Source organism: Falsiruegeria litorea R37, assembly GCF_900172225.1.
Taxonomy (GTDB): domain Bacteria; phylum Pseudomonadota; class Alphaproteobacteria; order Rhodobacterales; family Rhodobacteraceae; genus Falsiruegeria; species Falsiruegeria litorea.
Genome location: NZ_FWFO01000002.1, coordinates 287,278 through 313,424 on the forward strand (window position 1 = coordinate 287,278; position 26,147 = coordinate 313,424).

Here is a 26,147-nt window from a genome sequence, read left to right on the forward strand (position 1 = left end):
GCTCGGCGGTTCCGCTTGCCGGAACCCCGGGAGCAACAAGAAAGAGATCGGTCGCGTCCTGAGGAGGTGTGGTGGGCCACACGCGCCCGCCGCCGCGCGCAGCGCGGCGGCCCGGCCCAACCGGAGAAGGGCATCTTTGATGCATGTGCGACGGGCGGGAGCCCCTCTCAATTGGCGCAGGCGCCTGACGGGTTACTCAGCCGGCGTTGCCGAGGATTTGCCGTCCAGCAGCGACTTGAGCTCGGTCCGGTAATGTCGCGCGGCCTGGGCGATTGCGGGTTCGCTGTAATCTTCACGTAGCCCCAGAAGGTTGCGTGCTGTCTTGGCCGTCACACCGCTCAGGGCCGAGAGCGGGATAGCCAGCGCCAGGCTGAGCGCAATCGGGGCCAGCCAGATTGAGACCAGGCCCGAGACTATTCCAGCCGTCAGCACCAGACCGCTTGCCGTTTCCAACGCGTGGCAGATGGCCAGCGTCTTCAGCCCATAACTGCCGCCATCCCGGGCCTGTGGCGACCAGCCCCTTTGCAGGCCCAGTACGGTCCGGAACACTGCGATCATCTGCTGTACCATCAGGATTGGCGCATAAACAACCGACAGGATCACCTCTGAGACGAAAGACAGCGTAAACCGCCAGCCGCCGCCGAACTCGGTATAGCGCGCGCCGGTAAGGGGAAGGACGGCCGCGCCCATCAGCTTGGGCACCAACAGCATCGCATACATCAGCACGATGATCAGCACATGGCGCCCTTCGGTCATCTGCGGCCACTGGGGGAACAGTGGGTTGTCGGGACGGAAGTAGTGCAGAACACTGGCGTCCTCACCCTGACCGATCAACGCCCACATAACCAGCAAAGCAAACCAGATCGGCGACATCAGATAGCCGATGGCTCCATGGAACAGGTGGAAGCGCGAAATCGAACGGAAGCCGCGCGCACCCAGCAGGTTGAGGTGCTGCAGGTTGCCCTGACACCAGCGCCGGTCGCGCAGCACGTGGTCGATCAGTGTCGGTGGCGTTTCTTCATAAGACCCGCGAATGCGGGGCAGGAACCGCACCGACCAGCCGGCGCGGCGCAAGAGCCCTGCCTCGACAAAGTCGTGGCTCATGATCAGTTGCTCTTTGCCCCGGAAATTGCGCAGCCGTGGGAGGCCTGCACAATTGGCGAAGGCGGCGGTGCGGATGATTGCGTTGTGGCCCCAATAATTGCCCTCTTGCCCGCACCAGCGCGCCACTCCCTCGGCCAATGCCGCGCCATAGACGCCGTTGGCAAATTGCTGCATCCGGGCAAACACGGACTGCGCGCCGGTCAGCTGCGGAAAGCTCTGGATCAGTCCCGCGCCCGGATCACGTGCCAGCGCATCAGTGAGACGGGCAATGGCGCGGCCGGTCATCAGGCTGTCGGCATCCAGCACCAGCATCGCCTGATAGGCCCCGCCCCAGCGGCTGACCCAATCGGCGATATTGCCCACTTTGCGGTCGGTGTTTTGGGGACGGCGGCGATAGTAAAGCTCGGTCCCCGGCATCAACGACGCGCGCAGGGCCTCTACACTGGCCTGCTCCTGTGCGGCAATCTCGTCATCGCGGGTATCTGACAGGATGAACATCGAATAGCGATGCACCCCACCTCGGGCGCGCAGCTCTTCGAGCATGGATCGCGCGTTGCCCAGAACATACCAGGGCACCTCGTTATAGACGGGCATCACCAGCGCCACGTTCAGCGGTTCGGCTTTGGTGGGGCGATCTTTAGCGACCTGACGCGACAGCGAAATAAGCCCGACAGACACGGTGGACACTGTAAAGGCGATCCAGAAGAAATTGAACGAGATCAGTGCCAGAAGCGCCCCTTCGACCAGATTGATACCTTCGTCTGCGAACCAATCTTGTATGACCCACAACAGCCCGGCGGTGGCGATCAACGCGGGTACGAAGGCCATGAACCGCCAGCCCGTGACGCCCTGTGCTTGCCGCGCCTCGGGCGCGTCGGCATCGCGAAAGGCTGCACCAAAGTCCTGCTCGGGCATGGCCAGCGGCGCCTCGGGGGGCATTATGTGCAGATCGCGGCTCACGCAGTCCACCGATAGAGCCAAACTTCGGACGCTGCCGCACCGTCCTTGCGCAACTGTGCGCGCAGCTCCACGTGATCGCGCTCGCCGGGGTCAAAGGAAAACGCCAGCCGCGCGCCGCCGGTGTCCGGGTTGCGTTGCAATACGCCCTTGGAGGTTTCCACATGCCGGGATTGGGTGAAGATGTCGATGGCGTCGAGATCATCGAACAGTTCGGATGCTGCGAAGTCGATCACCGCAACGCGCCCTTCGGCAAAGTGGCGTTTGCCCATGGCAGTGTTGATGACGGCGGGCAGGGGGGTGCGATAGGGATGTTCGCCCCAGGTCAGGCGATAGGCGATGTCGACCCGCTGGCCCGCTGCATAAGGTTCAGACGGGCGCCAGTAGGCGACGATGTTGTCATAGATTTCCTGATCCGCCGGGATCTCCACCAGGCGTACGGTGCCTTTGCCCCAATCGCCCTTGGGTTCGACCCACAGGCCGGGACGGCGATGGTAATGCGCCTCTAGATCGGCAAAATCCGCAAACTCCCGCGATCGCTGCATCAGGCCAAAGCCGCGCGGGTTGGTGTCGACAAAGGACGACACTTGCAGGTGCTTGGGGTTGGCGAGCGGGCGCCACAGCACTTCACCCGCGCCATTGTGGATCATCAACCCGTCGCTGTCATGGACGGCGGGGCGGAAGTCGTCAAACCGGGTCGGATTGGTCTCATCAAACAGGAACATCGAGGTCAGCGGACCAAGGCCGACATGTTCCATCTCTTCGCGGGCAAAGAGCGTCGCTTCGACCTCCATCACGCAATCCTCGCCCGGGGTCACGTCGAACCGATAGGCACCGGTGACGCTGGGGCTGTCCATCAGGGCATGCACCACCATGTTGCGCTGGCCCACTTTGGGACGTTCCAGCCAGAAGCGGATGAAATCGGGAAATTCCTCGCCCTCAGGGTCGCCGGTCTTCAACGCCAGACCGCGCGCGGACAAACCATAGGCCTCGCCCAGACCTATGGCGCGGAAATAGCTGGCGCCTTGGAAGACACAGAACTCATCCGTTTTGCCGGGGCGGTGCAGCTCGGTGCGCAGGCGCAGGCCGGAAAAGCCAAGCGTGTCTGCGTCGACCGGCAGTTCCGGCACCTTGTCGGACTTCTTGAACATGTCCAGGCTGAAGGGCACAGGCGTCGACAGGCCATCCTCGACCGCAAAGACCTTGACCGCCTGCGGAAAATAGAGCCCGGGTGTGAAGAAATCGACATTGTAGGGCGTGTCAGTTCCGTACCATAGCGCCTTGTCGAGGCGGAACCGGATCTCGCGGTATTGCTCGTAGCTCAGGTTCTGCCAGGCCTCGGGTACACGCGGGCGCGGCGCATACGGGCGGCTGGCCAGATCGCGGGCCTCGGCCACAACCGTCTCGCGGTCAAAGGGCACGCCTGCGCCGGTGGCCCCCACGGCAGGGGCCAGCGCAAGCGCCGAAGCAGAGGCAAGGAAGTGACGACGGGAGAGCTTCATTTCTTGGCCTTCCAAGGTTGCGATTTGAACCAGCCCGCCAAGTAGGCAACGCCGATGATCAGCGCAAAGCCAAGCAGGTTGGCAAAGAGAACGGGAAAGAAGTCACGCCCGGTTTGATCCAGCAAAACACCCAGGATGCGTGCGGCAGCCATCGAGAACACAAAGACCGCAAGCGACTGCTGTCCGACCTTTGTGATCAGGGTCAGGACGACTTGCCAGAGTTGCGCCAGCGCGCCGGTCCCGGTGGCGATCAGGCGGGCGCCCTTTTCACCTGCGACGACCCAACCCAAATAGGCCAACGCAAGAAAGTGCATGTAGCGGAAGAGGCCAAACTCGGTCTTGTCGCGGAATTCCTTGGTCAGGGGCCAGACCTTGCGGATCTGATCAGCGAGGTCGCTGTTCCACGCATCGATCCACAGGAACACCTTCCACGAGCCAAAGGGCGCGGACAACACCAGAAACAGGGCGCTGACCCAGATCAGGGTCTTGGACACTGGCGGTGCGGGAATCCAGCCGCGCATGAAGGCAAAGCCGGTAAAGAACAACAGCTGCCAGCCAAAGGGGTTGAAGAACCATTCTCGCGCCGACCAGGGCTCGGCCGGAAGGGCGAGCACGCCGGTTTGCGCAACGGCCCACAGTGCGACCGAGGCCAGAGCAGCGGCCCAGAACCCCAGCTTTTGTTGCAGGCCAACAAAGACGGGCATCAGTGCCAGCACCACCAGATACATTGGCAGGATGTCAAAGTAGTTGGGCACGTAGGTCAGCGTGAAGATCCCCACCATCTGCGAGGCCGGGTCCTTGAAGAAATGCTGCAGGTTGAGGGAGTTGATGTAGGTTTTTTCGAACAGTCCCGACTGATCCAGCGCTGCCATCGACATGGCGACAAAGAAAAACAACCCGATATGCGCCCAATAGACCTGCCAGATACGGAACGCCACGCGGGCAGTGCCCATCCACCAGCCCTTGCGCACAAATGCGCCGCCAAAGGCAATGGCCGAGGCCATGCCCGAACAGAACACAAAGATCTCGGTCGCGTCCGAGAACCCGAAGCGGGCCGGGATCCAACGCGCCCAGGGGTCACCCGGGATATGCGCAATCAGGATGATGAACATCGCGATGCCGCGATAGAAATCCAACCGCGGATCGCGCACGCGCACCGCTGGTGTCGCCGTTGAAGCGGCGACAGGGGCAAAATCAGTTGAGGGCGAAACGGTCGCCATATCGGGTACTGTCCTTAGTTTCTTATTCTGCGGGGACGCTTTGCGCGTTCTCACCGCCACGTCCAGAGGCAATCAGCGCACGGCGGGCCAGAGCATAGTTGTCTTCACCACCGGCGCGCTGGGCTTGACGGTCATCCAGAATGCTTTCGACCGCGTCCAGACGTCCCGCGCGCAGGCCTGCGTCGATGGTCAGGCGTTCAAAGACATCGCGCTGGGCGTGGCTGCCACCGGCCAGTTGCATCGACCCGCGCGCATTTGCTAGGTGATCAAACGCCAGCCCATAGTCGCCGTCGCCAAAGGCGTGCAGGCCAAGGGCCGCGTCCATGCCCGGCTGCGCCATGCGGCGGGTGGTATCGCATTTGTTTTGTTGTGCGTCCCGCGCGATCCGGCGCAGCATCGCGGTCGCCGCGTCCTCGCGCTTGTCGCCGGTCAGGGCCAGCAGATAGTGCAGATCGGCAAAGATCAGGCAACCATCCTCGGTCCGGGCGGCGCTGAATTCAGCCAGCTCTTCCCATCGGTCGCCGACATTGACGCCTTCAAGCTCGAGCCGCGACAGCAGCGAGGTTGCGTTGGAAATGTCACGGTAATCGTCGGTTTTGTCGGCGCGAATTTCCGCATCATACAGCGCCATCACCTCGTCGATCTGACCCAGGTCCAGATGCATCAGCGCCTTGTGCCACCAGACGTGGTAGCGGAAGTTGTTGCAGTGGGTAAAGGCATCCTCGCGCCCCGCCAGCCATTCCAGACCCTGCGCCGCATTGCCAGTCATGTCGTGGACATGGGCCACCGCATGCAGACCCCAGGCATCGTCCGACACCATCCACAGAGCCTGACGGCCCGCAATCTCGGCCTTTTCATAAGCTCCGGTTTCCTCAAGCGCAAAGGCGTGGCAGCCCAGCAGATAGCCGCGACCCGCGTGATCGGGGGCATAGGCGGGCATCACCCGCTCGATGGACCGGCGCATCCCCTTGGCATCCCCTAGCACAAAGCGCGCCGCGTGGCTGAGTTTCATGGCCAGCGAATCCTCGGGGTGAGAGCGCAGCACTTCTTCGAACTTTTGGACCGCACCGGTGGGGCTGCCAGCCAGCCAGACCTGCAAGGCTTCGACAAACAGCGTCTCACGCGCACTCACGGGGCGTGCCTGCATCGCCGCTTGGGCGTCTTTCAAAGCTTGTTCGGCAACCGAATAGAGCTCGCGCCGACCCAGCAGGATGGTGAAGATCCCCTTGATCGCGTGGCCCAAGGCAAAGTCTGGCTCGGCGGTCAGTACGGCACCCAGATGTTGCGGTGTTACAGCGGCATGCGCCATGAACCCGAGCAGGACACCGTTCCACGCCTCGACGCTGTCGTCGCGGGTCAGGCTGTTCATCTGTCCGAAAATGTCTTGTTTCATGCTAGGTCCGATCCTTGTGTGAGTGCTGGCTCTTACGGCTTAGCAAACTGTATAGGCGGCCAGTAACAGTATCGACGCCGCTCGCGAATTGGTGAAAACCCGTGTGCATGAAAAGTGGGAAATCTCGCCGATTCAGCCCCCTATTTCAGCAGAACACCGCGCAAACCGCAGATGTGTTTCAGTCTTTGAAGGGTGTTTTGCTGTTAAGAACTGTTTCAGTGTCGGCCCCAAAGGTCGGCGGAGCATGTCGATATGTTACAGGCGTGCGGCTGAAATTCAGCGGATTGCCGATCAGGTGCACAGGGCCAGGGGCGGCCTGCATATCGATCTGCATCTCGCGCGCGGCGACCTGATCGCTGTCAAAGACCTGATCCAGCGACTGCACCGGACCAACAGGCACCTTGAGCGTCTCAAGCTCGCGAATCACCGTTTGGGTATCGTGGTTTAGCAAAGCGGGGCGCAGGATGGCATTCAATGCATCGCGGTGTTCAAGTCGGGCGGGGTTGGTGGCAAACCGTTCGTCTGTCGGCAGGTTGTCCAAACCCAGAAATCCGCAAAACCGGGTGAACTGGCTGTCATTGCCCACGGCCAGGATCACGTGACCATCGGCGGTTTCATAGACGTCATAGGGTACGATATTGGGATGCCCATTGCCGCGCCGCTGTGGGACATTGCCGCTGGTCAGATAGTTCACACCTTCGTTGATCAACCACGACACCTGTGCATCGACCAGAGCGATGTCGATCTGCTGGCCTTCGCCTGTGCGTTCGGCGTGGCGCAGGGCGGCGAGGATGCCAACGGTTGCATACATCCCGCACATCACGTCCGCGATGCCAACACCCACCTTCATCGGTGCGCCTGTCGGTTCACCGGTCAGCGACATGATCCCGCCATAACCTTGCGCCATCAGGTCGTATCCGGGTTTCGCGGCATTTGGTCCGGTCTGCCCGTAGCCCGAGATCGAACAATAGACGAGGCCGGGCAACTCTTTGGAGATGCTGGCGTAATCCAACCCGTATTTGGCCAGACCACCGGGTTTGAAGTTCTCGATCAGAATGTCCGCCTCGGCCGCCAGACGGCGGATGGTGGCCTGGCCATCTGGGGTGGTTATGTCCACCGCGACGGATTTCTTGTTGCGGTTGGCGGACATGAAATAGGCGCTCAGGTCGCTGGTGTTGCCTTCTGCATCTGTCACATACGGGGGACCCCATTGCCGGGTGTCATCACCGCCCGTGACCGGGTTTTCGATCTTCAGGACACTTGCGCCCAGATCGCCCAATAGCTGCGTACATGTGGGACCGGCAAGAATGCGGCTGAGGTCCAGAACCTTGACGCCCGCAAGCGCGCCCTCAGATACGGCCATCGTATCCCTCCCGCTCGATCTCGGCTGCGATCACGGTGAAAGTGTCGGCCTGCTGTGCCTGTTCCAAAGCGGACCGCAGTTCGGTCCGATTGCGCACAGTGTGGCCCGCACCGCCAAATGCGCGGCCCATGGCGGCAAAGTCGTGATGCCCGAAATCGACGCCCCGGTTGGTCATCTGGCGTTGGCGTTGTTTCAACTCGATGAGCGCAAGGCTGGCGTCCACGAACACGACAAAGATTGCGCGCGTGTCCAGCTCAGCTGCGGTGGCAAGCTCTCCGGCGACCATCAGCAGGCCGGCATCGCCCGAGAAACTGACCACGGGACGATCCGGTTGCGCCAGCTTGCGACCAATCGCCATCGGCACGGCGCAGCCCATGGTGCAGAGCGCAGAGCTCTGGATCAGGCCACGCGGCTCGGTGCAGTTCCACATCTGGCTCAGCAGAATGCGATGCGCACCGCTGTCTGCGGTGGCCAGCGTCTGGGGGGGCATCACATCGCGGGTTTCGGCAATAACGGCGGCAGGGCCCCAGTCGTCATCCTGCGGAAACGCTTGTGCCAGCGCCATTTTGGTCGCCTGCGGCTCACCCCCGGACCAGACCGCGCGCGCGGCGTTGCCTTTGGCGAGGACTTCAAGCGTTTCGCCCACATGGGCGACAAAGTTCAGGCTGGCCTGATGCATGTAATGATCGTTGGGCACGGTGGCGATGTCGATGACCCGCTGTTTCGACGGGTCCCAGGCCTCGCGCCAGCCGGGGCGCATTTCGATTGGGTCGTAGCCCAGGCACAGGATCAGATCGGCCTGTTCAACCAGTGGCAACAAATGCTTGTCCGCCAGAGGCGATAGGCCTGCTCCGCCCAGGCACAATGGATGATCCTCGGTCAGGATGCCCTTGGCCTTGTAGGTGGTTACAAATGGGATCTGGTAGTGCTCAAGGAACGCCCGCAACACGCAGGCCGAGGTTTCGGCCAGCAGGTCCAGACCAACAATGGCTATGGGGCGCTTGCTGTCGGCCAGCCACTCGCGGGCCTGCGCCAGTTTCGCACCCTGGGGCACCACCCGCGCCGCCGGGGCCAGCCGCCGCAGGGGAACGCCCGTCACGCGCGTGTCCGCTACCGAGATCGGAACGTCGATGTGCACCGGGCCTGGGCGGGGCTGCATCGCAAGCGACACCGCCTTGTCGGCGATGATGTCGGCGCCCTTTGCGGTCAGTCGAAAGCTGCCCTTGGTGATGGGGCGAAACACAGCCTGATGATCCATCACCTGATGGGTGTAGGTCAGCGCCTCATCCTCGTCGACGCACCCCGACAGGACAATCATCGGTACCCGATCCTGCAGTGCATTTGCGACCACGTTGATCCCGTTCATTGCCCCTGGCCCAATCGTACCGACCAGAATGGCGGGCGCGCCGTCGGCATGATGCACGCCCTCGGCCATGAAACCGGCTGCGTTTTCGTGCTTGGCCAGATGAAAGGTTATCCCGGCCTGCTCCAACGCATCCACCAGCGTCAACACCTCTCCCCCGGGCATGCCGAATGCATGCCGACATCCGGCTTCGTACAGGCGGCGCGCCAGCAGATCTGCGGCACGTGGGGATGGGTTGGACATATGGGGCACTCCGAACTGTTTCAGGATGCGAGATTGCGGAGAGTGCGGGCAGGTGCAAGCCCGATCACGTCAGTGTGACCCTTTTGTTGCATCGTCGGCGATGGCCAGAAACCTGGCGTCCAATTCCTGAGCAATCGCCGCAAGCGCCGCGCCGCCCTCATCGCTGTAGGGGGCCATGACATGCGAAGGAAGTTTATAGGACAGCGTTGCGGTGCCACCCTCGTTTTCTGTCACATACATGCGGATTGGCGCCTCGATCATCGCTGCGGTCGACGTTTCCAGCACCCGCACGGCGAAGTCGTTGTTGAAAACACCAATGACCCGGTTTCCGGGAATGGTGATGCCGCGATTGGCAGCGGCCTTGGTTGGCCCTGCTTGGGTGACGACGATAAGCCCATTGGATTTGACGGCTGTCTTCACCGCTTTGATCAGCGCCTCATAGGTCTGCGATGTGGGGTAAACCGCCCAACCTTCACGCGGTTGCAGATCGCCTGCCCAGGCTGGCATAGCGAACATAAAGACACTCATGAACACAACAGATCGAAACATCGCCTCTCCCCTCAATGGCCCCGTCTTTGTGCCACCAAACACTACTTGGGTGTGGTCACGATTGCGTGGCCTAGAATGTCACCCTAAGGTCGCCGGGAACATCAGCGGGAGAGGCAGAGATGGCGGACATGAATGGAGCAGAGAGCCTGGTGCACACGCTCCTGGACAGCGGGGTCGAGGTCTGCTTCACCAACCCCGGCACCTCCGAGATGCATTTTGTGGCCGCGCTGGACCATATCCCCGGCATGCGCTCGGTTCTGACCCTGTTCGAAGGCGTCGCAACCGGGGCTGCGGACGGCTACTACCGGATGGCGGGCAAACCGGCCTCGACCCTGCTGCATCTGGGGCCGGGACTGGCAAATGGCATCTCGAACCTGCACAACGCCAAGAAGGCGGGATCCGGCGTGGTCAACATCGTGGGGGAACACGCAGCGTCTCATCTGGAGCTGGATGCACCACTGACGGCAGATATCGAGGGGCTGGCGCGACCGGTGTCCCATTGGGTTCACAGCGCCAAATCGGCAGCGGATGTCGGAGCAGATGCCGCCCGGTCGGTACAGGCGGCAAACACCGCTCCGGGTCAGGTCGCGACGCTGATCCTGCCATCCGACACGGCCTGGACCAATGGCGGTCAAGTGGCCGCACCTCTGGCACCTCCGGTTCGTGTGATGCCTGCCGAGGCTGACATTGCCGCAGCGGCCGCTGCCCTGGACGGAGCAGACAGCCTGTTGCTGTTGGGCGGCGAGGCCTTGACGGCAGAAGCGTTGGAATTGGCAGGACAGATCGCCGCGCAAACGGGATGTGCGCTGTTGTCGGAATGGTCCAATGCCCGGATGGAGCGCGGGGCAGGGCGGGTGCCGGTAGCTCGAGTGCCTTATCCGATTGATCTGGCGGTCGAGGTCCTGGCGCCCTTCAAACGCATCGTATTGGTTGGCGCGCGCGCTCCCATCGGGTTCTTTGCCTATCCCGGTAAGCCAGCGGTTTTGACAGCAGAAGGGGCCAAGATCATCGAATTGGCAGACTGGAGCGCCGATTTGCATGGCACGCTGGAGGGGCTTTGTGTGGCAGTGGGGGCCGAGGGAGCCCAGCCAGATCTGGCCACGCGCAACTCTGAGGTTTCGGTGACCGGTCCGCTTAACCCGGACAGCATTGCGCAGGTCTTGGGGCAGAAAATCCCTGAAGGTGCCATCGTTGTGGACGAATCCATCACCACAGGCCGCGCCTTTCATCCCGTGACCAAGGGATCAGCACCCCACACATGGCTCAACAATTGCGGCGGCTCGATCGGCTATTCGCTGTCTTGCGCCATTGGGGCTGCGATTGCCTGCCCGGATCGCAAGGTGCTGACGCTGACGGGGGATGGGTCGGCGCTCTACATGCCACAGGCGCTTTGGACCATGGCGCGCGAGCAGTTGGACATCACCGTGGTGATCTGGGCCAACCATTCCTATCAGATTTTGCGGGGCGAGTTGACCAACGTAGGTGTGCAGAACCCAGGGCCCCGGGCCATCGACATGCTGACGCTGGATCGCCCCCGGATCGACTGGATCGCACAGGCCCGTGCCATGGGGGTAGACGGTGTGCGGGTTGACAGCGCCGAGGGGTTTTCGGACGCGCTGGAGGATGCCTTTGCCGCGCCAGGCCCGCGGTTGATCGAGGTGTCGATGTGACAAAGGCGGCGGCGGCGCAGCAGATGACCCTGCGCTTGTGTACGACATGCAGCGGCGATCGTGATCGCCCTGCCGAGCGCGACGCGATTGCGCAAGCGCTTCGAGAGGCTGGTTTGCAGGACCGGGTGGAGCTGTTGGACCACGAATGCTTCAGCGCCTGCGCGCACCCGGTGTCGATCAGCCTGCAAGGTGAAGGGAGGGCGAGCTATGTCTTTGCCGGACTGACGCTGATCGAGGATGCGAGGGACGTCGCAGCCACCTGTCAGACCTATTTGGACAGCCCCGGTGGCTGGATCGAAGACGCCCGCCCATGCGGCCGACTGCGCCTATGCCTGAGGGCACGGATACCCGCCCTTTGATACCTGCGGCGTTCCCGCCTTTATCTATCGTACGCCAAGAGGGGGAGGCTCCCGCCCCCGAGCGATCCTGCTGCGCCAGCACCGCTAGCGGCCTTGGGCCGGGCGCCGGGCAACGCCCGGCGCGGTTACGCTTGGAGCGCCGGGACCGCCAAATACACCAAAATGCCGAGCGCAGCGAGGCCCGGCCCAACGGGAGGAGGTGTTTCGTCAGAAACATTGACGACGGGCGGGAGTGCTCCAGGCGCCGTTGTCGCAATCAGTCGACTTGTATGACCGTGGTCGCCTCGACCGGAACCGAATCCACCATCAACGGGCTGTGGCTGTTGGCGTTCAGGGACACTTTGATCTCTACCTCGCCCTTGGGAAGGTTTGTCAGGTGATACCAGTTGCCATAGAGCCGCCCCAGTTTGTCGCCGTTGGCGTAGACATGGGCGTGTCCTTCGCCCGGCACATCTGCCCGCGACGCATTCTCGGGCGAAAAGGTGAAATTCGCAGGCGTAACTTTCAGGTTCCAGCCGGACATCGGGTCCTTGAAGGCTTCGATGCTGACCGACGGCGCGTCGCTGCCTGCTGCAATATTCACCGGTGTCGAGTGGTCGTGCGTCATGGTCTCAGTCGCATCAGCGCCGTGATGCGCCGGATCGCCGTGATCGTGACCGTCAAAGGTGATGCCATTGCCCGCGGCAATGACAAACCCGGCGCCGCCACCAAACACCAGGCCGATGGCAAAAAGAGCGAGGGATCGGGACATGTTCCATCCTCAGAAAAAGACAAAGAAAAACCCCGCCAAGTCAATCTCGGCAGGGTCCGATGAAGCGAGGATCAGGCCGTTGCTTCGGCGCGGGCACCTTCGGATTGCCAGAAGTAACCGGCAAAAGTCCCTAGCAGCGCCCAGGCGGCCATGCCGACGCCAAAGGCGCGGGCGGCAAAAAGCGCGCCAATTTCGGTTGGAACCGGGCCGCTGAAGGTGGACGGTTCAGGCGCACCAATCAGATGGGGTGCCATCAACAGCAGAGCTGCGACTACGTAGCTGACGATGTTGCCACCATAGGCGATCAGCCACATGGCGATGCCAGCTGCAGCCACCGTTGCGGTCCACCAGATCTGACGCGCACCCACTTCGGCTGCGGCCACACCAGGCACCTCAGGGGCCAGCGAAAGACCGGGGGCAAAGTGGAACGCCACAAAACCCGCCAGACCCCACAACAATCCGGTGCGGGCGTTGATCTCGTGCCCTTGACCTTGGGCCACAGACATCAGGGCCACCATAACCAGCGCATAGCCTGTGTAGGTCAGCATGGTGAAGATGATGCTCAACCCGTCGCGTATCGGCTCGGCGAACATGCCCGGCAGGTCAGGATGCGCGCTGACGGCTTCTGCGCCGAAATGCACCAATGCGCCGCTCTCATAGAGCTCGGCGTGCAGCAACACGGGTTGCACAAAAACCAACTGCAGCAGGGCTGTAATCAACCCTGCTGCAGCGCCAGCGAACAACGCGCTGGTCAGAATACGACTGATCATGGCCTTAGTGGCAGGGGAAGCCAGTTGCGTGGCGTACATCGTGGGCCGCGTCGTGCAGGCCCGATGCCTGAACGTGACCGGTCACGGTGATGATCCCCAGGCCCAGTACCACTGCAAAAATAGCGGGCAGGATGCTTGAACCGGCGGCGGCTGCCTTGAGAGTTTTGGTCGTCATATGTCGTCCTCCTAAGCCGTCGCACCCGACGGCTGGTGTTAAAGTTCCGTGCCTGGCAGGTCTCCTGGCTCGCGGGTCAGCGCCTTGTGTTCGCCTTCCCCAAGGGGCAATCCCCAAGAGTGGCTGTCTGAACAAAGGCTCACCGCTTACAGTCGCGGGGGCGGCTCTGGCCTTGATCACCTGCGTGATCGCACCAAATTCCCTCTTAGCATCCGGATTGCTCCGGGTTGACCAAGCCTCTTCATGTAACCGTGAATGGCAGGCTGACGCAATTGCGATTTACGACGCTTCGGCGCCGTTTTGGCGCTTTTGCAGCAAATAAATGTCCATGATCCAGCCGTGATCCGCGCGCGCTCTGGCCCGCGTATCCAGAATCTCGGCTGCGACCGCATCCAAAGGACCAGATACGAGAATCTGCTCTTTCATGCCGACATAGGCCCCCCACCAGATGTGATACGCGCCCATCTCAAGGCTCTGGAACGAGCATTCGCCATCCAGCATCACGGCCACTTTGCCCATCCCATCTGGCCAGCCTTCGTCGCGAATGCGGCGTCCGGTCGTCACCACATAAGGCGCGCCGATATCATTGATTGGGATTGCATGGGCGGCGGTCAGCGCCTGCAAGGCGGTGATGCCCGGGATAACCCGAGTTGTCGGGTAAGGGTTCAGCCGCGATGCAATTCGCAGTGAGCTGTCATAGAGCGACGGATCGCCCCAGATCAACAGTGCCACCTGTTCGGTCTGCGGGTGTTCCGCAATCGCCTCTTGCCAGCGCAGGGCGATGGCGTCGTGCCATTCATCGACACCGCGCAGATAGCCGTCTTCAGAGCGGCGCTTGGGGATGTCGAAATAAGCGACCGTGGGGGAGGTATCAGTCACCTGCGCGATGATCTCTTCGCGCAGTCCGGCCAGATCGGCTTTGTTCTCGCCCTTGCGCGGGATCAGGATCAGGTCGGCGTCGCGGATCGCCTTCGCGCCCTGAAAGGTCACGTGATCCGGGTTGCCGGTGCCAATGCCGATCAGGTTCAGCTCATACATCTTCCAACTCCGCCAGCGGGCCGTACAGGATGAGAGCAGGTGCCGTTCCGATCTCGGCGCTCAGGCGTTGGGCCAACTCTCCCATGGTCGTGCGGTGCAGAGCCTGATCCGGGGTCGAGACCGCCTCGGCCAAAAGAGCAGGAGTGTCCAGCGGCAGGCCGTGTTCGTGCAAGGCTGTGACCAGCAACGGAAAAGTTCGCTTGCCCATGAAGACCACCGTGGTTGCCTGATCGTCGGCCAGTGCCTGCAGGTTCAGGTCGTCGGGCAGTTTGCCGCTGACATCATGGCCGGTGACGAACTGCACCCGGCGGGCTGTCAGGCGGCGGGTCAGCGGGATACCGGCGGCGGCGGCGGCGGCCACGGCCGAGGGGATGCCGGGGATGATCTCGTATTCGATCCCGGCTTCACGCAGCGCGACCAGCTCTTCCTCCAGTCGCCCGAACATCCCGCCATCGCCCGACTTCAACCGCACCACTTTGGCTCCGGTCAGGGCATAATCCACCAGCAGGCGGCTGACGTGATCCTGTTTGGGCGACGGGCGCCCGGCGCGTTTGCCCACTCCGACCAGATCGGCATCCTCACGCGCATGGCTCAGGATCGGACCGCTGCTCAGGTCGTCAAACAGTACCGCATCGGCCTTGCCCATCCGGTCCACGGCCTTGAGCGTCAAGAGCTCTGGGTCGCCGGGACCAGAGCCGATAAAGGAAACAAAACCAGTCATTTGCTGTCTTCTGCAATGAGGTGAAAGAAGGTGCCGGTGACGTGACCGCGTACCGATCCTGTCTGCGGCCCTTCGGCGCCTTCGGCGTCAAACACGCGCGCCAGCGGTGCATCGGGCTGTTCCACGATCGAGGAATAGTGGAATTCATGCCCGCGCAGTTCCGTACCGGTGGCAAAGCCGGGCATTGGCGCCACCAGTTGCGCCTTGCGATAGCCCAGGTTGAACTTGCGTTTTTCGTAAGAGGTTACCAGGCCAAGCAGCCCGGCCATCTGATGCCGCGCGCCGTCCTTGTCGACCAGCGCTTCACCCAGGGCCATATATCCGCCACACTCGCCGTGCACCGATTTGGTCTCGGCGTGTTTGCGCAGACCCGTGTGGAAAGTTTCTGCCGCAGCCAAGGTGCCGGCATGCAGTTCAGGATATCCACCAGGCAGCCAGACCAGATCAGCGTCCGGGTCAGGGGCTTCATTGGCAAGCGGCGAAAACGGCAGGATCTCGGCCCCGGCCTCACGCCATCCTTTGAGCAGATGCGGATAGGTAAAGGAAAACGCAGCATCGCGGGCCAGCGCGATCCGTTGCGCCGGGGGGCGCGGCAGCGCGGCCGACGATGGCTCATGTGAGCCTGAGGAGGCCGCCGCCCGGATCGCATCCAGATCGACATGTTCGCGCAGGAACGCCGCATAGCCGGTGATTGCGGCTTCGAGGTCGGGATGTTCAATGGCCTGGATCAGGCCCAGGTGACGTTCTGGCAAGGTCAGGTCGCCGCGTCGGGGCAGAACGCCCAAAACCGGCAGGCCTGCGCGCTCCATGCCCAGGCGGGTTAGCCGCTCGTGGCGTGGGCTGGCGCAGCGGTTCAGGATCACGCCTGCAAAGGGCAGGTCGGGGTTGTACATCCGAAAACCCAAGGCGGTTGCCGCAGCCGACTGCGCCTGTCCGCCCACATCCAGAACCAAGACCACAGGCCAACCCATGCGCAGCGCTGTTTCAGCACTGGTGCCGTGGCCGACGGCGCCGGGTTTGGCAACGCCATCAAACAAGCCCATCGAACCTTCGGCGACCACGATATCGGCGCCTTGGGCCTGGGTCGCGATGGCGCCCAACAGGTCCTCTCCCATGGCCCAGCTGTCGATGTTGAACGACGGGCGTTTGGCAGCTGCCAGGTGAAAGGCCGGGTCGATGTAATCCGGTCCGCTTTTGAAGGGCTGCACCGCCAAGCCGTCCTCGGCCAACGCGCGCAGCAGGCCCAACATGACCGTGGTTTTGCCGGTCCCCGAAGAGGGGGCGGAAATCAGAACGCCGGGGGGATTGGTCATCTGCGTCTTCTCCTCAATCGTCGCCATGCTGCCAGCTCGACCACGGGCTCTCGGCGCTTTGTGGACGATAGCGGCGGTCGTAGTCGGTGGAATAGAGGCAGCTTTCGTCGAACCCTTCGCCCTTCAGGACCGGCCCCACAAGGATCAATGCGGTGCGCGAGATCTTTTCGTCCAGCGCGTCCTTCAGTGTCTCCAATGTGGCGCGGATGATCTGCTCGTCGGGCCAACTGGCGCGATAGACCACGGCCACAGGACAATCGGCGCCGTAATGCGGGGTCAGATCCGCGATCACCTTGTCCAGGTTGCCGATCGACAGGTGGATGGCCAGCGTGGTGCCGGTGCGGGCAAAGTTTTCCAGGCTCTCGCCCTCAGGCATAGACGAGGCGCGTCCCGGCGTCCGGGTCAGAACCACCGACTGCCCCAGGCCAGGCAGGGTCAGTTCGGTTCCCAAGGCGGCAGCGGCAGCGGCAAAGGAGGGCACGCCGGGGGTGACGCTCACCGGAATACCTTCTGCTTTCAGGCGGCGGATCTGCTCGCCCATGGCGGACCAGACCGACAGGTCACCGGAATGAAGCCGCGCTACATCTTGGCCCGCAGCATGAGCAACCTTAATCTCGGCGACAATCGCATCCAGGTCCATCGCGGCCGTGTTGATCACCTTGGCGTCATCCGGGCAATGGCTCAGGATTTCCTCTGGCACCAGCGACCCGGCATAGAGGCACACCGGGCTCGACGCGATGATGTCGCGGCCCCGCAGGGTCAGCAGGTCGGCAGCGCCCGGTCCGGCGCCGATGAAATGAACGGTCATGAGGGTACTCCAATTGCGACCGCGCAGGTGGCCAGGCGGTCGGTCGAGATATGTCGGGGGGCCAGCAGCCGGGCGCCAGGGCCTGCGGCGGACAGGGCGGCGGCCTCAGCGACGCTGCCGGTGCCATAAGTGGCGCGGCTGCGCGGCGAGCATGTCAGGGTGCGTTGCCCGGCAAGATCATCAGCGGGCAACAGGTGCAGGGGCAGGTTCAGGCGGAGCGCAAACTCGGTCAGCGCCGGGTGGCCGTCCTTGCCCGCCACGGTCGCAAGCGCGGTTACGTGATGCCCGACACTGGCCAGATCATAGGCCGCGCGCAAACTGTCCGCAGTCGCTTGCGAAGAAAAACCGAGACCCGCAACAATCATAGCGTCACGCTCCACTGCACCACCGGATAGGCCGATTTCCAGCCCCGGCGCGGACCCAGAGGCGCGGATTGTGCCAGTTCGATCCGGAGCAGGTCACCGCCCAGTTGTTCGTGCCACTGCGCCAGCGTTGCTTCGCTTTCCAGTGTTACGGCATTGGCGACAAGGCGGGTTCCAGCATCAAGATTATCTTTGAGCCAGCCCATCAATTCATCACTCAAGCCGCCGCCGATGAACACAACGTCCGGCAGATCGAGACCGTCGAGCACGGCGGGGGCGATGCCATGCACCACCTCCAGCCTGTCCTGCCCCAGGGCGTCGGCATTGCGCCGAATGCGCTCGGCCCGGTCGGCGCGGGGCTCGATCGTGGTGGCGGTCAGACTGGGATGGCACATCAGCCATTCGATCCCGATAGAGCCGGTGCCGCCGCCAATGTCCCACAGGTGCTCGCCCCGCTGTGGGGCCAGTGCCGACAGAGTAAGGGCGCGCACGGGGCGCTTGGTGATTTGCCCGTCGGTTTCAAAAATCGTATCGGGCTTGCCGCTGGCTTTGGGCAGGGTCAGGCCATCGCCCGCCACATCAAGTCCCACGCAGACCGGATGCTGGATGTCATCAAATTCCAGATCACACGATTTGGACGAACGCAGCCGTTGACGCGGTCCGCCAAGCGCTTCCATGACATTCAGTTTGCTTTCCCCGAACCCGATCGCCGTCAGCCAATCCGCCAACGCCAGCACGGCGTCCCCATCGCGCAGCAGCACAATGGCGCGCAGACCGGGGGCCATATGCGGGCGCAACCGGGTCAGCGGAGCGGCGTGCAAACCCATGGTCAAGGTCTTTTCCAGCGGCCACGCGAGGCTCGCGGCAGCCAGGGCAAAGGTCGACGGGCCGGGCCGCGCGGTCCATTCGCCTGGGGCCAGATTGCGCGCGATGACCGAGCCCGCGCCGAACCAAAACGGATCGCCCGAGGCCAGAACCGCAACTTGTCGTCCACGCAGGTCCAGTAGCTGCGCAAACCCGTCCGCATAGGGCACCGGCCATTCGATGCGCTCTTGATGCCCCTCGGGGACCAGAGACAGGTGGCGGGGCGGGGCCATGATGACCTCGGCCGCGTCCAGCACTTGACGGCTTGCGGGCGACAGGCCATCCAGTCCATCTTCGCCCAACCCGATCACGGTGAGCCACGGTTTTTCGAACGGAATGTCAGACATGTCCAACCTCCTTATTCTTGGCGGCACAACCGAAGCCAACGCTCTGGCCAAAACTGTTGCAGAACAGGGGCTTAACGCGACCTATTCTTACGCAGGGCGCGTCGACAACCCGCGTCCGCAGCCGCTGCCGACCCGCGTTGGCGGCTTTGGTGGGGCCGAGGGGCTGGAGCGTTACATCCGCGACCATGGCGTGACCCATGTGATCGACGCAACGCACCCCTTTGCTGCGCAGATGAGCGGGAACGCCGCGCAGGCCTGCGCCCAGACGGGCACGCCGCTGGCTGCAATGACGCGCCCGGCGTGGGTGGAAGGAGAGGCTGACAATTGGATCCGTGTCGCGAATGTCGACACTGCTGTCGAGGCGTTGAGCGGTCCTGCTCAACGCGTGTTTCTTGCCGTGGGCCGTATGCATTTGGCGGACTTCGCGGCCCAGCCCCAGCACCACTACTTGCTGCGTCTGGTGGATGAACCGGGCAGGGTGCCGATGCCCAACGCCGACGTAGAGGTCTCGCGCGGGCCGTTCACTGTTGAGGGCGACATTGAGCTGATGCGCCGTCATGGCACGCAGTTGGTCGTGTCCAAGAATGCGGGCGGCAGTGGCGCGCGGGCCAAGCTGGATGCGGCGCGCGCCTTGGGTCTGCCCGTCCTTATGATCGATCGGCCCAAAGTTCCGGAAAGAACGGAACTGGGGACCTCGACGCAGGTTTTGGACTGGCTGGCGCATAACGGGTTCTAACCCTCGGCCTTGGCAACAAAGCGTGGCGTATAGACGATCGGGTCACCGTCTCGATCAATGGTACGTGTCAGCGAAGAACCGACGATCACCATCGTCTGCATGTCCGCCATCTCGGGCGTGGCTTCGCCCAATGTGGACACGCGGATCGCCTCATCTGCGCGCGACACTGCACGAGCAAAGATGATCAGGCGCTCGGGTTCGCATTCCTCGCGCAGGATTTCCAGCGTGCGTTCGAACTTGCCGGGACGAGATTTGGCGCGGGGGTTGTAAAACGCCATGGCGAAATCGGCCTTAGCGGCAAGGCGCAGGCGGTTTTCGATGATTTCCCAAGGTTTCAGATTGTCGCTGAGGTTGATGGTGCAGAAATCATGGCCTAACGGCGCACCAACACGGGCCGCAGCCGCCAGCATCGCGGTGATGCCGGGCAGCACCTGAATGTCCAGATTGCGCCAGTCTGCCGGGCCATTGTCCACGGCTTCATAAACAGCCGAAGCCATGGCAAAGACGCCGGGATCACCGGATGAAACCACGACGACGCGCTTGCCGTCGCTTGCCATTTCAAGCGCATGTTGCGAGCGGTCGATCTCGACCCGGTTGTCGCTGGCATGCAGGGTCAGGCCGGGGCGTTCGGCCACGCGCGCGACATAAGGAATGTAGCCCACGATATCCGTGGCCTGAGCTAGGGCCGCCGTCACTTCGGGCGTCACCAGGTCCTCATTCCCCGGCCCAAGACCTGCGATCTTGACCCAGCCGGTCATGGCCTGCGCCCCTGACCGTGCACGATGATGATCGAGAAATAGGGGGTCAGCCCGTCGCAGTTCTCGCTCAGCTTGCAGACACGCTGGTTGGGCATCTGGGCAAATTCCACGATCCAGGCGCGGTCGTAAAGACCAGAGGCTTTCAGCGCGCGCGTCACCTTGTCGATATTACGGCCGATCTTCATCACCACCAGCGCGTCGGTGTCCGACATGCGGCGGGTGAGCTCTTCTTCGGGCAGAGTACCGACCAGCACGGTCAGCACATCGTCGCCCCAGGTGATCGGATCGCCGGTCGCGGTCCAGGCGCCGGACATACCGGTGATGGCCGGAACAACTTCGACCGGGGCCTGATCGCGCAGGCGGGAATAGAGGTGCATAAACGAGCCGTAAAAGAACGGATCGCCCTCACACAGCACCACCACATCCTCGCCCTGATCAGACAGCTCTTTGAGGTGGGCGGTGCAGTCTTCGTAGAAGCTCGCCAGCATCTCATTGTAACGCGGATCGGTCAGCGGGATTTCGGTCGTAACCGGGTATTCCATCGGAAACTCGATCACGCTCTCGGGCAGCATGCCGTTCACGATGCCGCGCGCTTGACCGGATTTACCGGCCTTGCGGAAAAAGGCCACATGGCGCGCGTTGCGCAGCAAACGGTCCGAGCGGACGCTCATCAGGTCCGGATTTCCGGGGCCAAGGCCCAGGCCATATATGGTGCCCTTGCTCATTCCGCGCGGCTCGCGATGGCGTTGATGGCGGCGACGGTGATGGCGCTGCCGCCCAGGCGACCCTTGACGATGCAGGACGGCACAGGTTGTGCCTCCCACAGGGCGTCCTTGGATTCCACCGCACCGACAAAGCCCACCGGGCAGCCGATGATGGCAGCGGGGCGGGGGCAGTCGGGGTCTTCCAGCATGTTCAGCAGATGGAACAGGGCGGTCGGCGCGTTGCCGATGGCCACGACCGAGCCTTCGAGCTTGTCGCGCCACAGCTCAAGTGCTGCCGCCGAGCGGGTGTTGCTCATCTTTTCGGCCAGCGGGCGCACGCGCTCGTCATGCAGGGTGCAGATCACCTCGTTTTCGGCGGGCAGGCGAAAGCGGGTGACGCCTTCGGACACCATGCGCGCATCACAAAATATCGGTGCGCCAGCTTCCATCGCGTCGCGGGCGGCCTTCACAAAATTGGGCGAGAAGTGAACGAATTCCTCCAGTCCAACCATGCCAGCGGCATGGATCATGCGCACCGCGACCTGCTCTTCGTCGGCATCAAAGCGGGCCAGATCGGCCTCGGCCCGGATCGTCGCAAAGGACTGCTTATAGATGGCCGCGCCGTTGGTTTCGTATTCATAAGGCATCAGGTCAGATCCATGCTCTTCAGTGTTTCGGGTGTCAGCCCGCGCTGACAGGGCACATCCCCCGCGCGGCCATGTTTTACAAGATCAAATCGTCCGTTGGCGCCGACCAGGGTGACATCGGCAGGCAATTGACGCGCGCAGCCCTTGGCACAGCCCGAGACATGCAGGCTACCCGTGACCTTAAGGGCCAGAGCGCGGGCCATGTCGCGGGTGGCGACCTCGGCCTGCGGGCAAAAGGGCGCGCCGGGGCAGGCGTCGGTGGTCAGAAGCGGATCGTTTGCGGTTGTGACAAAGGCTTCTGTGGCCACGTTTGCGCCGCCTTCCAAAAGGAAGAGCCGCCAGGGGGTCACGCGCAGGTCGGTCGCCCTTGAGCTTTGCATCAGGTCAGCCAAGGCCCGAGCAGGCAGGGCCCCAAAGGCCGCGCCATAGATGGGGCCAATGTCTGTGTCGCCTGGTTGCAGGGTTACCCCAATGGGGCCCGGCGCCGCGCCTTGCCAGATCGGGGGCAGCGGAAGCTCGCTCGTGAGTCGTGCCATGCGACGCGTCTCAGTTCTGTAATTTTCGCAAAACCACTGGGCCAGTTCGATCAGCCGCTCAATGGCCTCATTTTCGGTCACAGGGCGCCCGGTAGACACTCCATCGGCTCGCAGGACCAGCCCATCTTGCCCTCGCTCCAACCGGATGTCGGCAGAGTTCGATGTCAACAAGCGGGTTGGGCCGGTGTCGATGGCTAATCCAAATTTCGCTGGGATGTCAGGTAGTTCACTAAGGCGTGTGATCAGTTCGTTGGTCAATCGCGTAGTCAGATCGCCATCCTGAAACAGAGGGGCGACCAGGATGTTGCGCTTGGTCTCAACCCCGGGCTCTGCATCCAGCAGATCAAGTGCGGCCAGTTCAGCCAGCAGCTGTTGGTGATCCCTCTCTGCGACGCCGCGTACCTGCAAATTTGCGCGGTTGGTCAGGTCGATGGTGCCGTTGCCAAACCGCTCGGCCACATCGCACAGGCCAAGGACCTGATCCGCCGTCAGTCGCGCCATCCGGGGGCGGACCCGCACCACAAGGCCATCACCCGACATCATCGGACGATGTGCGCTTGGGCACCAACCACGGACCAGCGGATCTGTCACAACAGCCCCTCCATCTCGGCCCGCAAGGAGTTGCGGCGCGTGTCCCACAGCCCCGCCTCATACAGCGCGCGGAACTTGTCGAGCATCGCCTGATGCGCCTGCGGGTTGGCCTCTTGCAGGAAGGCATCGACCTGCGCGTCGCCCAAAGTGGCGTCGTGGTAAAGGTCGAACAGATGCGGCGCGACGGTGCCCGACAGATGCGCAAAGCTGGCCATGTGGTCAAGCGTCGCCGCGATCTCGGCCGCTCCTCGGAAACCATGGCGTTGCATGCCCGCGATCCAGCCGGGGTTGGCGGCACGAGCGTGGACGACGCGGCTGATTTCTTCGGGCAGGGTTCGCGCCCGTGGGTCTTCGGGGTTGGTATTGTCCAGATGGTACAGCTGCGCGGTACCGCCGGTGACTTTCTTGGCGGCGGCAAACCCGGCCTCATGGGTGGCATAGTCATTGGCCAGCAGCAGGTCGGTTTCGGTCAGATCCTGCAGGTGGACAAAACTGTCGGCCTTTGCGACCCGGTCGGTGATGCCGTCGAGGTCCTGCGCGATGTGCTCGCCTTCCAGCGCGAAGGAACTGGCGTTGAGCCAGGCGTGGCCGGCGGCTTCACGCGCCTCATCCGTATAGGTCTCGCTGTGTTCCCCCATGCCCAGACCATAGCTGCCGGGCGCGGGCCCATAGACCCGCGCAGCGGGCTCTTGACCGGCATAAGGGTTCCAGTCGGGCGCTTCATCGCGGGCACAAAGGGCACGGATGGCTTGGCCGTAGAGCGCTGACAATGTTGGGAAAACATCGCGGAACAGGCCAGATACACGCAAGGTGACGTCCAGGCGGGGCCGGTCGAGATCGGTGATCGGTAAAACCTCGATCCCCGACACGCGCTCGCTGCCCGCATCCCAGACCGGCTTCACGCCGAGCAGGTGCAGCGCCATGGCGAATTCTTCACCCGCTGTGCGCATGGTGGCCGACCCCCAGAGATCGACGATCAGGCCGCGGGGGTAATCGCCTTCTTCCTGCAGATGCCGCCGCACCAGTTCCTCGGCCAAATTGACGCCCTGCGCGTAAGCCGCGCGGGTGGGAACCGAACGCGGGTCGGTGGTATAGAGGTTGCGGCCTGTGGGCAGCACGTCGGTGCGCCCGCGATAGGGCGAGCCCGAGGGACCGGATTCGATCCGTTTGCCCGCAAGCGCGTCCAGCAGGCCCTGTCGTTCTGCATGGGCCGATGCGGTGGGGTCGAAATTGCCCTGCACTTGCGGAATGCGGCCATAGATGTGCAGCCCGTCGCCGAATTGGCTTTCCTTGATGTCACAGACAAAGCGGTCGATGCGGGTGATCGCCTCGGCGGTGCTGGTGGCGCGATCTAGGCCCAGATCGTTTTCCAGGCCAATGGCCTGCGCCTCGTCCCGGATGTCCGATTGCAGCCGGTCGCGTCGTTTGGGGTCTAGCCCGTCGGCGTTGGAAAACTCGTCCAGCAAGGCTTCGAGGCGCACCATCCGGTCCGGTGTGCCGCTTTCGCGCATCGCCGGCGGGATGTGGCCAAGGGTGACGGCGCCGATGCGGCGCTTGGCCTGCGCAGCCTCGCCCGGGTCGTTGACGATGAAAGGATAGATGACCGGAAGGTTACCCACCAGCGCCTCGGGCCAGCAGTCGTGTGACAAGGCCACGGATTTGCCAGGCAGCCATTCCAACGTGCCGTGCGCGCCGATGTGGATGAGGGCGTCGGCGTTCAGCACATGGCGCAGCCAGAGGTAGAAGGCGACATAGGAATGACGCGGGGTGCGGCCCAGATCGTGGTAGTCATCGTCGCGTACCTCGGGCGTGCCGCGTTCCGGTTGCAAGGCGATGATGGCCTTGCCGCGTTTGAGGGCTGTGAAGTGGAAAGATCCTTGCGAAAACGCCGCATCATCTTCGGGATTGCCCCAAGCATCTTGCAAATTTTGGCGTAGCTCGGGCGAGACTGTGGCAAGGGCTTGGCGGTAGTCTTCGACCGGCCACGAAATCGCCGCATTTTGCAATTCTTCAGAGATGGATGCCTCGGGGGCGGTTTTGTAGCCTTGTGATTGCAAGTCGGACAGCATGGCTTCGGCCGACGCCAGAGCGTCCAGACCGACAGCATGAGCCATCTGCCAGTCTTTGCCGGGATAGGTCGAAAGCACCATGACAGGAACCTGCTCTGCCTTGGGTTTGGTGCTCAGGTTCAACCAGCCGCTGACGCGGTCAATGACTGCTTCGATCCGGTCTGCATCGGGGCGGTGGGTAAAGCGGGAATACTCCAGATCCGGATCTTTCCGGCCCGGTTCCTTGAAGGACACGACGCTGGTGTTGATGCGCCCATCCACCTCGGGCAGCACCACATGCATGGCAAGATCTGCTGGTGAGAGCCCGCGCTCGGCCTCGGCCCAGGCTTTGCGGCGCGAGGTTGACAGGGCAACCTGGAACACAGGCGCATCTGCGGCATCCAGCGGAGATGTGCCAGAGGCACCGCGACCCGAGAAGGAGGTGGCGTTGATGATCGCGTCTGGTGACAGGGATTGCATCTGTTCACGCAACCACGCGGCGGCCTTTGGCGCCTTGAGGGAGGGGGCAAAGAGCCCCAATGCGTCGTAGCCGCGGGCGCGCAGGGCCTCGATCATGGCCTTCACCGGGGCGGTGTCTGCAGATGTGAGATAGGCGCGATAGAATGTGACCAACACGCGGGGCTTGTCGCTGCCAAACGCGGACGCCGGGTCGATGACACCGCGATCCGGGCACCACGCGCCAAATTCGGGCAGGGATTTGGACCCCATGACCGGACCGGCATAAAGCCCGGTTGCCAGCGCCATTTGCGCCAGGGCTGCCTGCGCTGCCACTTCACCACCGGTATCGCACAGATGCGCCAGGCGGCGCAGGGTCGAGACGGGCAGGGTAGAATACTCATCCAGCCGCGTGTCCTCGCGCCCGTCAGCGGGAAGCACAGCCAGTGCCAGCCCCTTGGCTTGGGCCAACGCCAGCACCTGTTGCAGACCGTAAGCCCAGTAAGGCACCCCGCCGATCAGACGGATCAGGATGCCCTTGGCCCCTTCGAGCGTCTGTTCGACATAGGTGTCGACGGACAGGGGGTGTTTCAGTGCGGCCAGGTTTGCCAGCCGCAGCGAGGGCATGCGCCCCTCGGGACCGCCGCCACGATGCCAGCCTGCCGCAAAAGCCCCCAGATCACTGTCCGAGAACGACAGCACGACCAGATCACCGGGCGTCTGCCCCAGATCCATCGGTGTATCGGCCTCATCCAGACCGTGGCTTTCGCGAAAGACGACATGCATTGGCGGTCTTGGT

At 62.9% G+C, this 26,147-nt stretch carries 24 protein-coding genes and 1 riboswitch; of the genes, 3 read left to right on the forward strand and 21 right to left on the reverse strand.

Translation table 11 applies throughout. The features are described 5' to 3' along the window. Window positions 1-192: 192 nt before the first annotated feature. From mdoH to TRL7639_RS15005, 7 genes are all read right to left on the reverse strand, one after another. Window positions 193-2,043, reverse strand: coding sequence for a glucans biosynthesis glucosyltransferase MdoH (gene mdoH, locus TRL7639_RS14975; protein ID WP_235820418.1), 1,851 nt, complete (start codon window positions 2,041-2,043; stop codon window positions 193-195). Between the two features lie 17 nt (window positions 2,044-2,060). Then, window positions 2,061-3,563 carry an OpgD/OpgG family glucan biosynthesis protein gene (locus TRL7639_RS14980; RefSeq protein ID WP_085796669.1) on the reverse strand — a complete coding sequence of 501 codons (1,503 nt, stop codon included), beginning with the start codon at window positions 3,561-3,563 and terminating at the stop codon, window positions 2,061-2,063. Then, window positions 3,560-4,783 (reverse strand): OpgC family protein, encoded by a 1,224-nt coding sequence (locus TRL7639_RS14985; RefSeq protein WP_085796670.1) that lies wholly within the window; start codon window positions 4,781-4,783, stop codon window positions 3,560-3,562. The genes TRL7639_RS14980 and TRL7639_RS14985 overlap by 4 nt, the downstream gene beginning before the upstream one ends. A 22-nt stretch (window positions 4,784-4,805) precedes the next feature. Next, entirely contained in the window at window positions 4,806-6,176 is a 1,371-nt protein-coding gene (locus tag TRL7639_RS14990; protein WP_085796671.1) for a tetratricopeptide repeat protein, read from the reverse strand. A gap of 178 nt (window positions 6,177-6,354) precedes the next feature. Beyond that, window positions 6,355-7,539, reverse strand: coding sequence for a CaiB/BaiF CoA transferase family protein (locus tag TRL7639_RS14995; RefSeq protein ID WP_085796672.1), 1,185 nt, complete (start codon window positions 7,537-7,539; stop codon window positions 6,355-6,357). Next, window positions 7,526-9,145, reverse strand: a complete 1,620-nt coding sequence (locus TRL7639_RS15000) for a thiamine pyrophosphate-binding protein (RefSeq protein WP_085796673.1) — start codon at window positions 9,143-9,145, stop codon at window positions 7,526-7,528. Before TRL7639_RS15000 ends, TRL7639_RS14995 begins: the two co-directional genes overlap by 14 nt. Before the next feature lie 69 nt (window positions 9,146-9,214). Next, on the reverse strand, window positions 9,215-9,694 hold the full coding sequence (locus TRL7639_RS15005) for a DUF302 domain-containing protein (RefSeq protein ID WP_085796674.1): 480 nt from the start codon (window positions 9,692-9,694) through the stop codon (window positions 9,215-9,217). A 128-nt stretch (window positions 9,695-9,822) separates the two neighbouring features. On the opposite strand from TRL7639_RS15005, the gene TRL7639_RS15010 reads away from it, so the two are divergent. Continuing rightward, window positions 9,823-11,364 (forward strand): acetolactate synthase large subunit, encoded by a 1,542-nt coding sequence (locus TRL7639_RS15010; RefSeq protein ID WP_085796921.1) that lies wholly within the window; start codon window positions 9,823-9,825, stop codon window positions 11,362-11,364. Then, window positions 11,361-11,723: a DUF1636 domain-containing protein gene (locus tag TRL7639_RS15015; protein WP_235820395.1), complete on the forward strand. Its 363-nt coding sequence runs from the start codon at window positions 11,361-11,363 to the stop codon at window positions 11,721-11,723. Before TRL7639_RS15010 ends, TRL7639_RS15015 begins: the two co-directional genes overlap by 4 nt. Window positions 11,724-11,979: 256 nt before the next feature. On the opposite strand, the gene TRL7639_RS15020 is transcribed toward TRL7639_RS15015, so the two are convergent. The 9 genes from TRL7639_RS15020 to cbiE form a co-directional block, all read right to left on the reverse strand. After that, complete coding sequence (locus TRL7639_RS15020; protein ID WP_085796676.1) at window positions 11,980-12,474, reverse strand: hypothetical protein; 495 nt, start codon at window positions 12,472-12,474, stop codon at window positions 11,980-11,982. Window positions 12,475-12,545: 71 nt separating this feature from the next. Beyond that, window positions 12,546-13,244, reverse strand: coding sequence for a CbtA family protein (locus TRL7639_RS15025; RefSeq protein ID WP_085796677.1), 699 nt, complete (start codon window positions 13,242-13,244; stop codon window positions 12,546-12,548). A gap of 4 nt (window positions 13,245-13,248) precedes the next feature. Continuing rightward, a complete protein-coding gene (locus TRL7639_RS15030) occupies window positions 13,249-13,419 on the reverse strand; it encodes a CbtB domain-containing protein (protein WP_085796678.1) in 171 nt (56 codons plus the stop codon). Between the two features lie 37 nt (window positions 13,420-13,456). Then, a riboswitch (cobalamin riboswitch) is annotated at window positions 13,457-13,670 on the reverse strand. 28 nt (window positions 13,671-13,698) lie between these two features. After that, window positions 13,699-14,457, reverse strand: coding sequence for a precorrin-6A synthase (deacetylating) (gene cobF, locus TRL7639_RS15035; RefSeq protein ID WP_085796679.1), 759 nt, complete (start codon window positions 14,455-14,457; stop codon window positions 13,699-13,701). Next, window positions 14,450-15,178: a uroporphyrinogen-III C-methyltransferase gene (gene cobA / locus TRL7639_RS15040; RefSeq protein WP_085796680.1), complete on the reverse strand. Its 729-nt coding sequence runs from the start codon at window positions 15,176-15,178 to the stop codon at window positions 14,450-14,452. Before cobA ends, cobF begins: the two co-directional genes overlap by 8 nt. Further along, window positions 15,175-16,491 (reverse strand): cobyrinic acid a,c-diamide synthase CobB, encoded by a 1,317-nt coding sequence (locus TRL7639_RS15045; RefSeq protein ID WP_085796922.1) that lies wholly within the window; start codon window positions 16,489-16,491, stop codon window positions 15,175-15,177. Before TRL7639_RS15045 ends, cobA begins: the two co-directional genes overlap by 4 nt. 13 nt (window positions 16,492-16,504) lie before the next feature. Continuing rightward, window positions 16,505-17,299, reverse strand: a complete 795-nt coding sequence (gene cobM / locus TRL7639_RS15050) for a precorrin-4 C(11)-methyltransferase (RefSeq protein WP_085796681.1) — start codon at window positions 17,297-17,299, stop codon at window positions 16,505-16,507. After that, window positions 17,296-17,664, reverse strand: a complete 369-nt coding sequence (locus TRL7639_RS15055; RefSeq protein ID WP_085796682.1) for a cobalamin biosynthesis protein — start codon at window positions 17,662-17,664, stop codon at window positions 17,296-17,298. Before TRL7639_RS15055 ends, cobM begins: the two co-directional genes overlap by 4 nt. Then, window positions 17,661-18,872: a precorrin-6y C5,15-methyltransferase (decarboxylating) subunit CbiE gene (cbiE, locus tag TRL7639_RS15060; RefSeq protein ID WP_085796683.1), complete on the reverse strand. Its 1,212-nt coding sequence runs from the start codon at window positions 18,870-18,872 to the stop codon at window positions 17,661-17,663. The genes TRL7639_RS15055 and cbiE overlap by 4 nt, the downstream gene beginning before the upstream one ends. On the opposite strand from cbiE, the gene TRL7639_RS15065 reads away from it, so the two are divergent. Next, window positions 18,871-19,608: a cobalt-precorrin-6A reductase gene (locus TRL7639_RS15065; RefSeq protein ID WP_085796684.1), complete on the forward strand. Its 738-nt coding sequence runs from the start codon at window positions 18,871-18,873 to the stop codon at window positions 19,606-19,608. The two genes, cbiE and TRL7639_RS15065, sit on opposite strands and share 2 nt — an antisense overlap. Here TRL7639_RS15065 and cobJ read toward each other — a convergent pair. Genes cobJ through cobN form a run of 5 tightly spaced genes read right to left on the reverse strand, consistent with a single transcriptional unit; the run spans window position 19,605 to window position 26,134 of the window. Continuing rightward, window positions 19,605-20,366: a precorrin-3B C(17)-methyltransferase gene (gene cobJ / locus TRL7639_RS15070; RefSeq protein WP_085796685.1), complete on the reverse strand. Its 762-nt coding sequence runs from the start codon at window positions 20,364-20,366 to the stop codon at window positions 19,605-19,607. The two genes, TRL7639_RS15065 and cobJ, sit on opposite strands and share 4 nt — an antisense overlap. Continuing rightward, window positions 20,363-21,091 (reverse strand): precorrin-2 C(20)-methyltransferase, encoded by a 729-nt coding sequence (locus tag TRL7639_RS15075; RefSeq protein WP_085796686.1) that lies wholly within the window; start codon window positions 21,089-21,091, stop codon window positions 20,363-20,365. Before TRL7639_RS15075 ends, cobJ begins: the two co-directional genes overlap by 4 nt. After that, complete coding sequence (locus tag TRL7639_RS15080; RefSeq protein WP_085796687.1) at window positions 21,088-21,717, reverse strand: precorrin-8X methylmutase; 630 nt, start codon at window positions 21,715-21,717, stop codon at window positions 21,088-21,090. The genes TRL7639_RS15075 and TRL7639_RS15080 overlap by 4 nt, the downstream gene beginning before the upstream one ends. Beyond that, on the reverse strand, window positions 21,717-22,844 hold the full coding sequence (gene cobG / locus TRL7639_RS15085; protein WP_085796688.1) for a precorrin-3B synthase: 1,128 nt from the start codon (window positions 22,842-22,844) through the stop codon (window positions 21,717-21,719). The genes TRL7639_RS15080 and cobG overlap by 1 nt, the downstream gene beginning before the upstream one ends. Next, the gene (gene cobN, locus TRL7639_RS15090) at window positions 22,841-26,134 is read right to left on the reverse strand and encodes a cobaltochelatase subunit CobN (RefSeq protein WP_085796689.1); all 3,294 of its coding nucleotides are present in this window, start codon (window positions 26,132-26,134) and stop codon (window positions 22,841-22,843) included. The genes cobG and cobN overlap by 4 nt, the downstream gene beginning before the upstream one ends. Window positions 26,135-26,147: the final 13 nt, after the last annotated feature.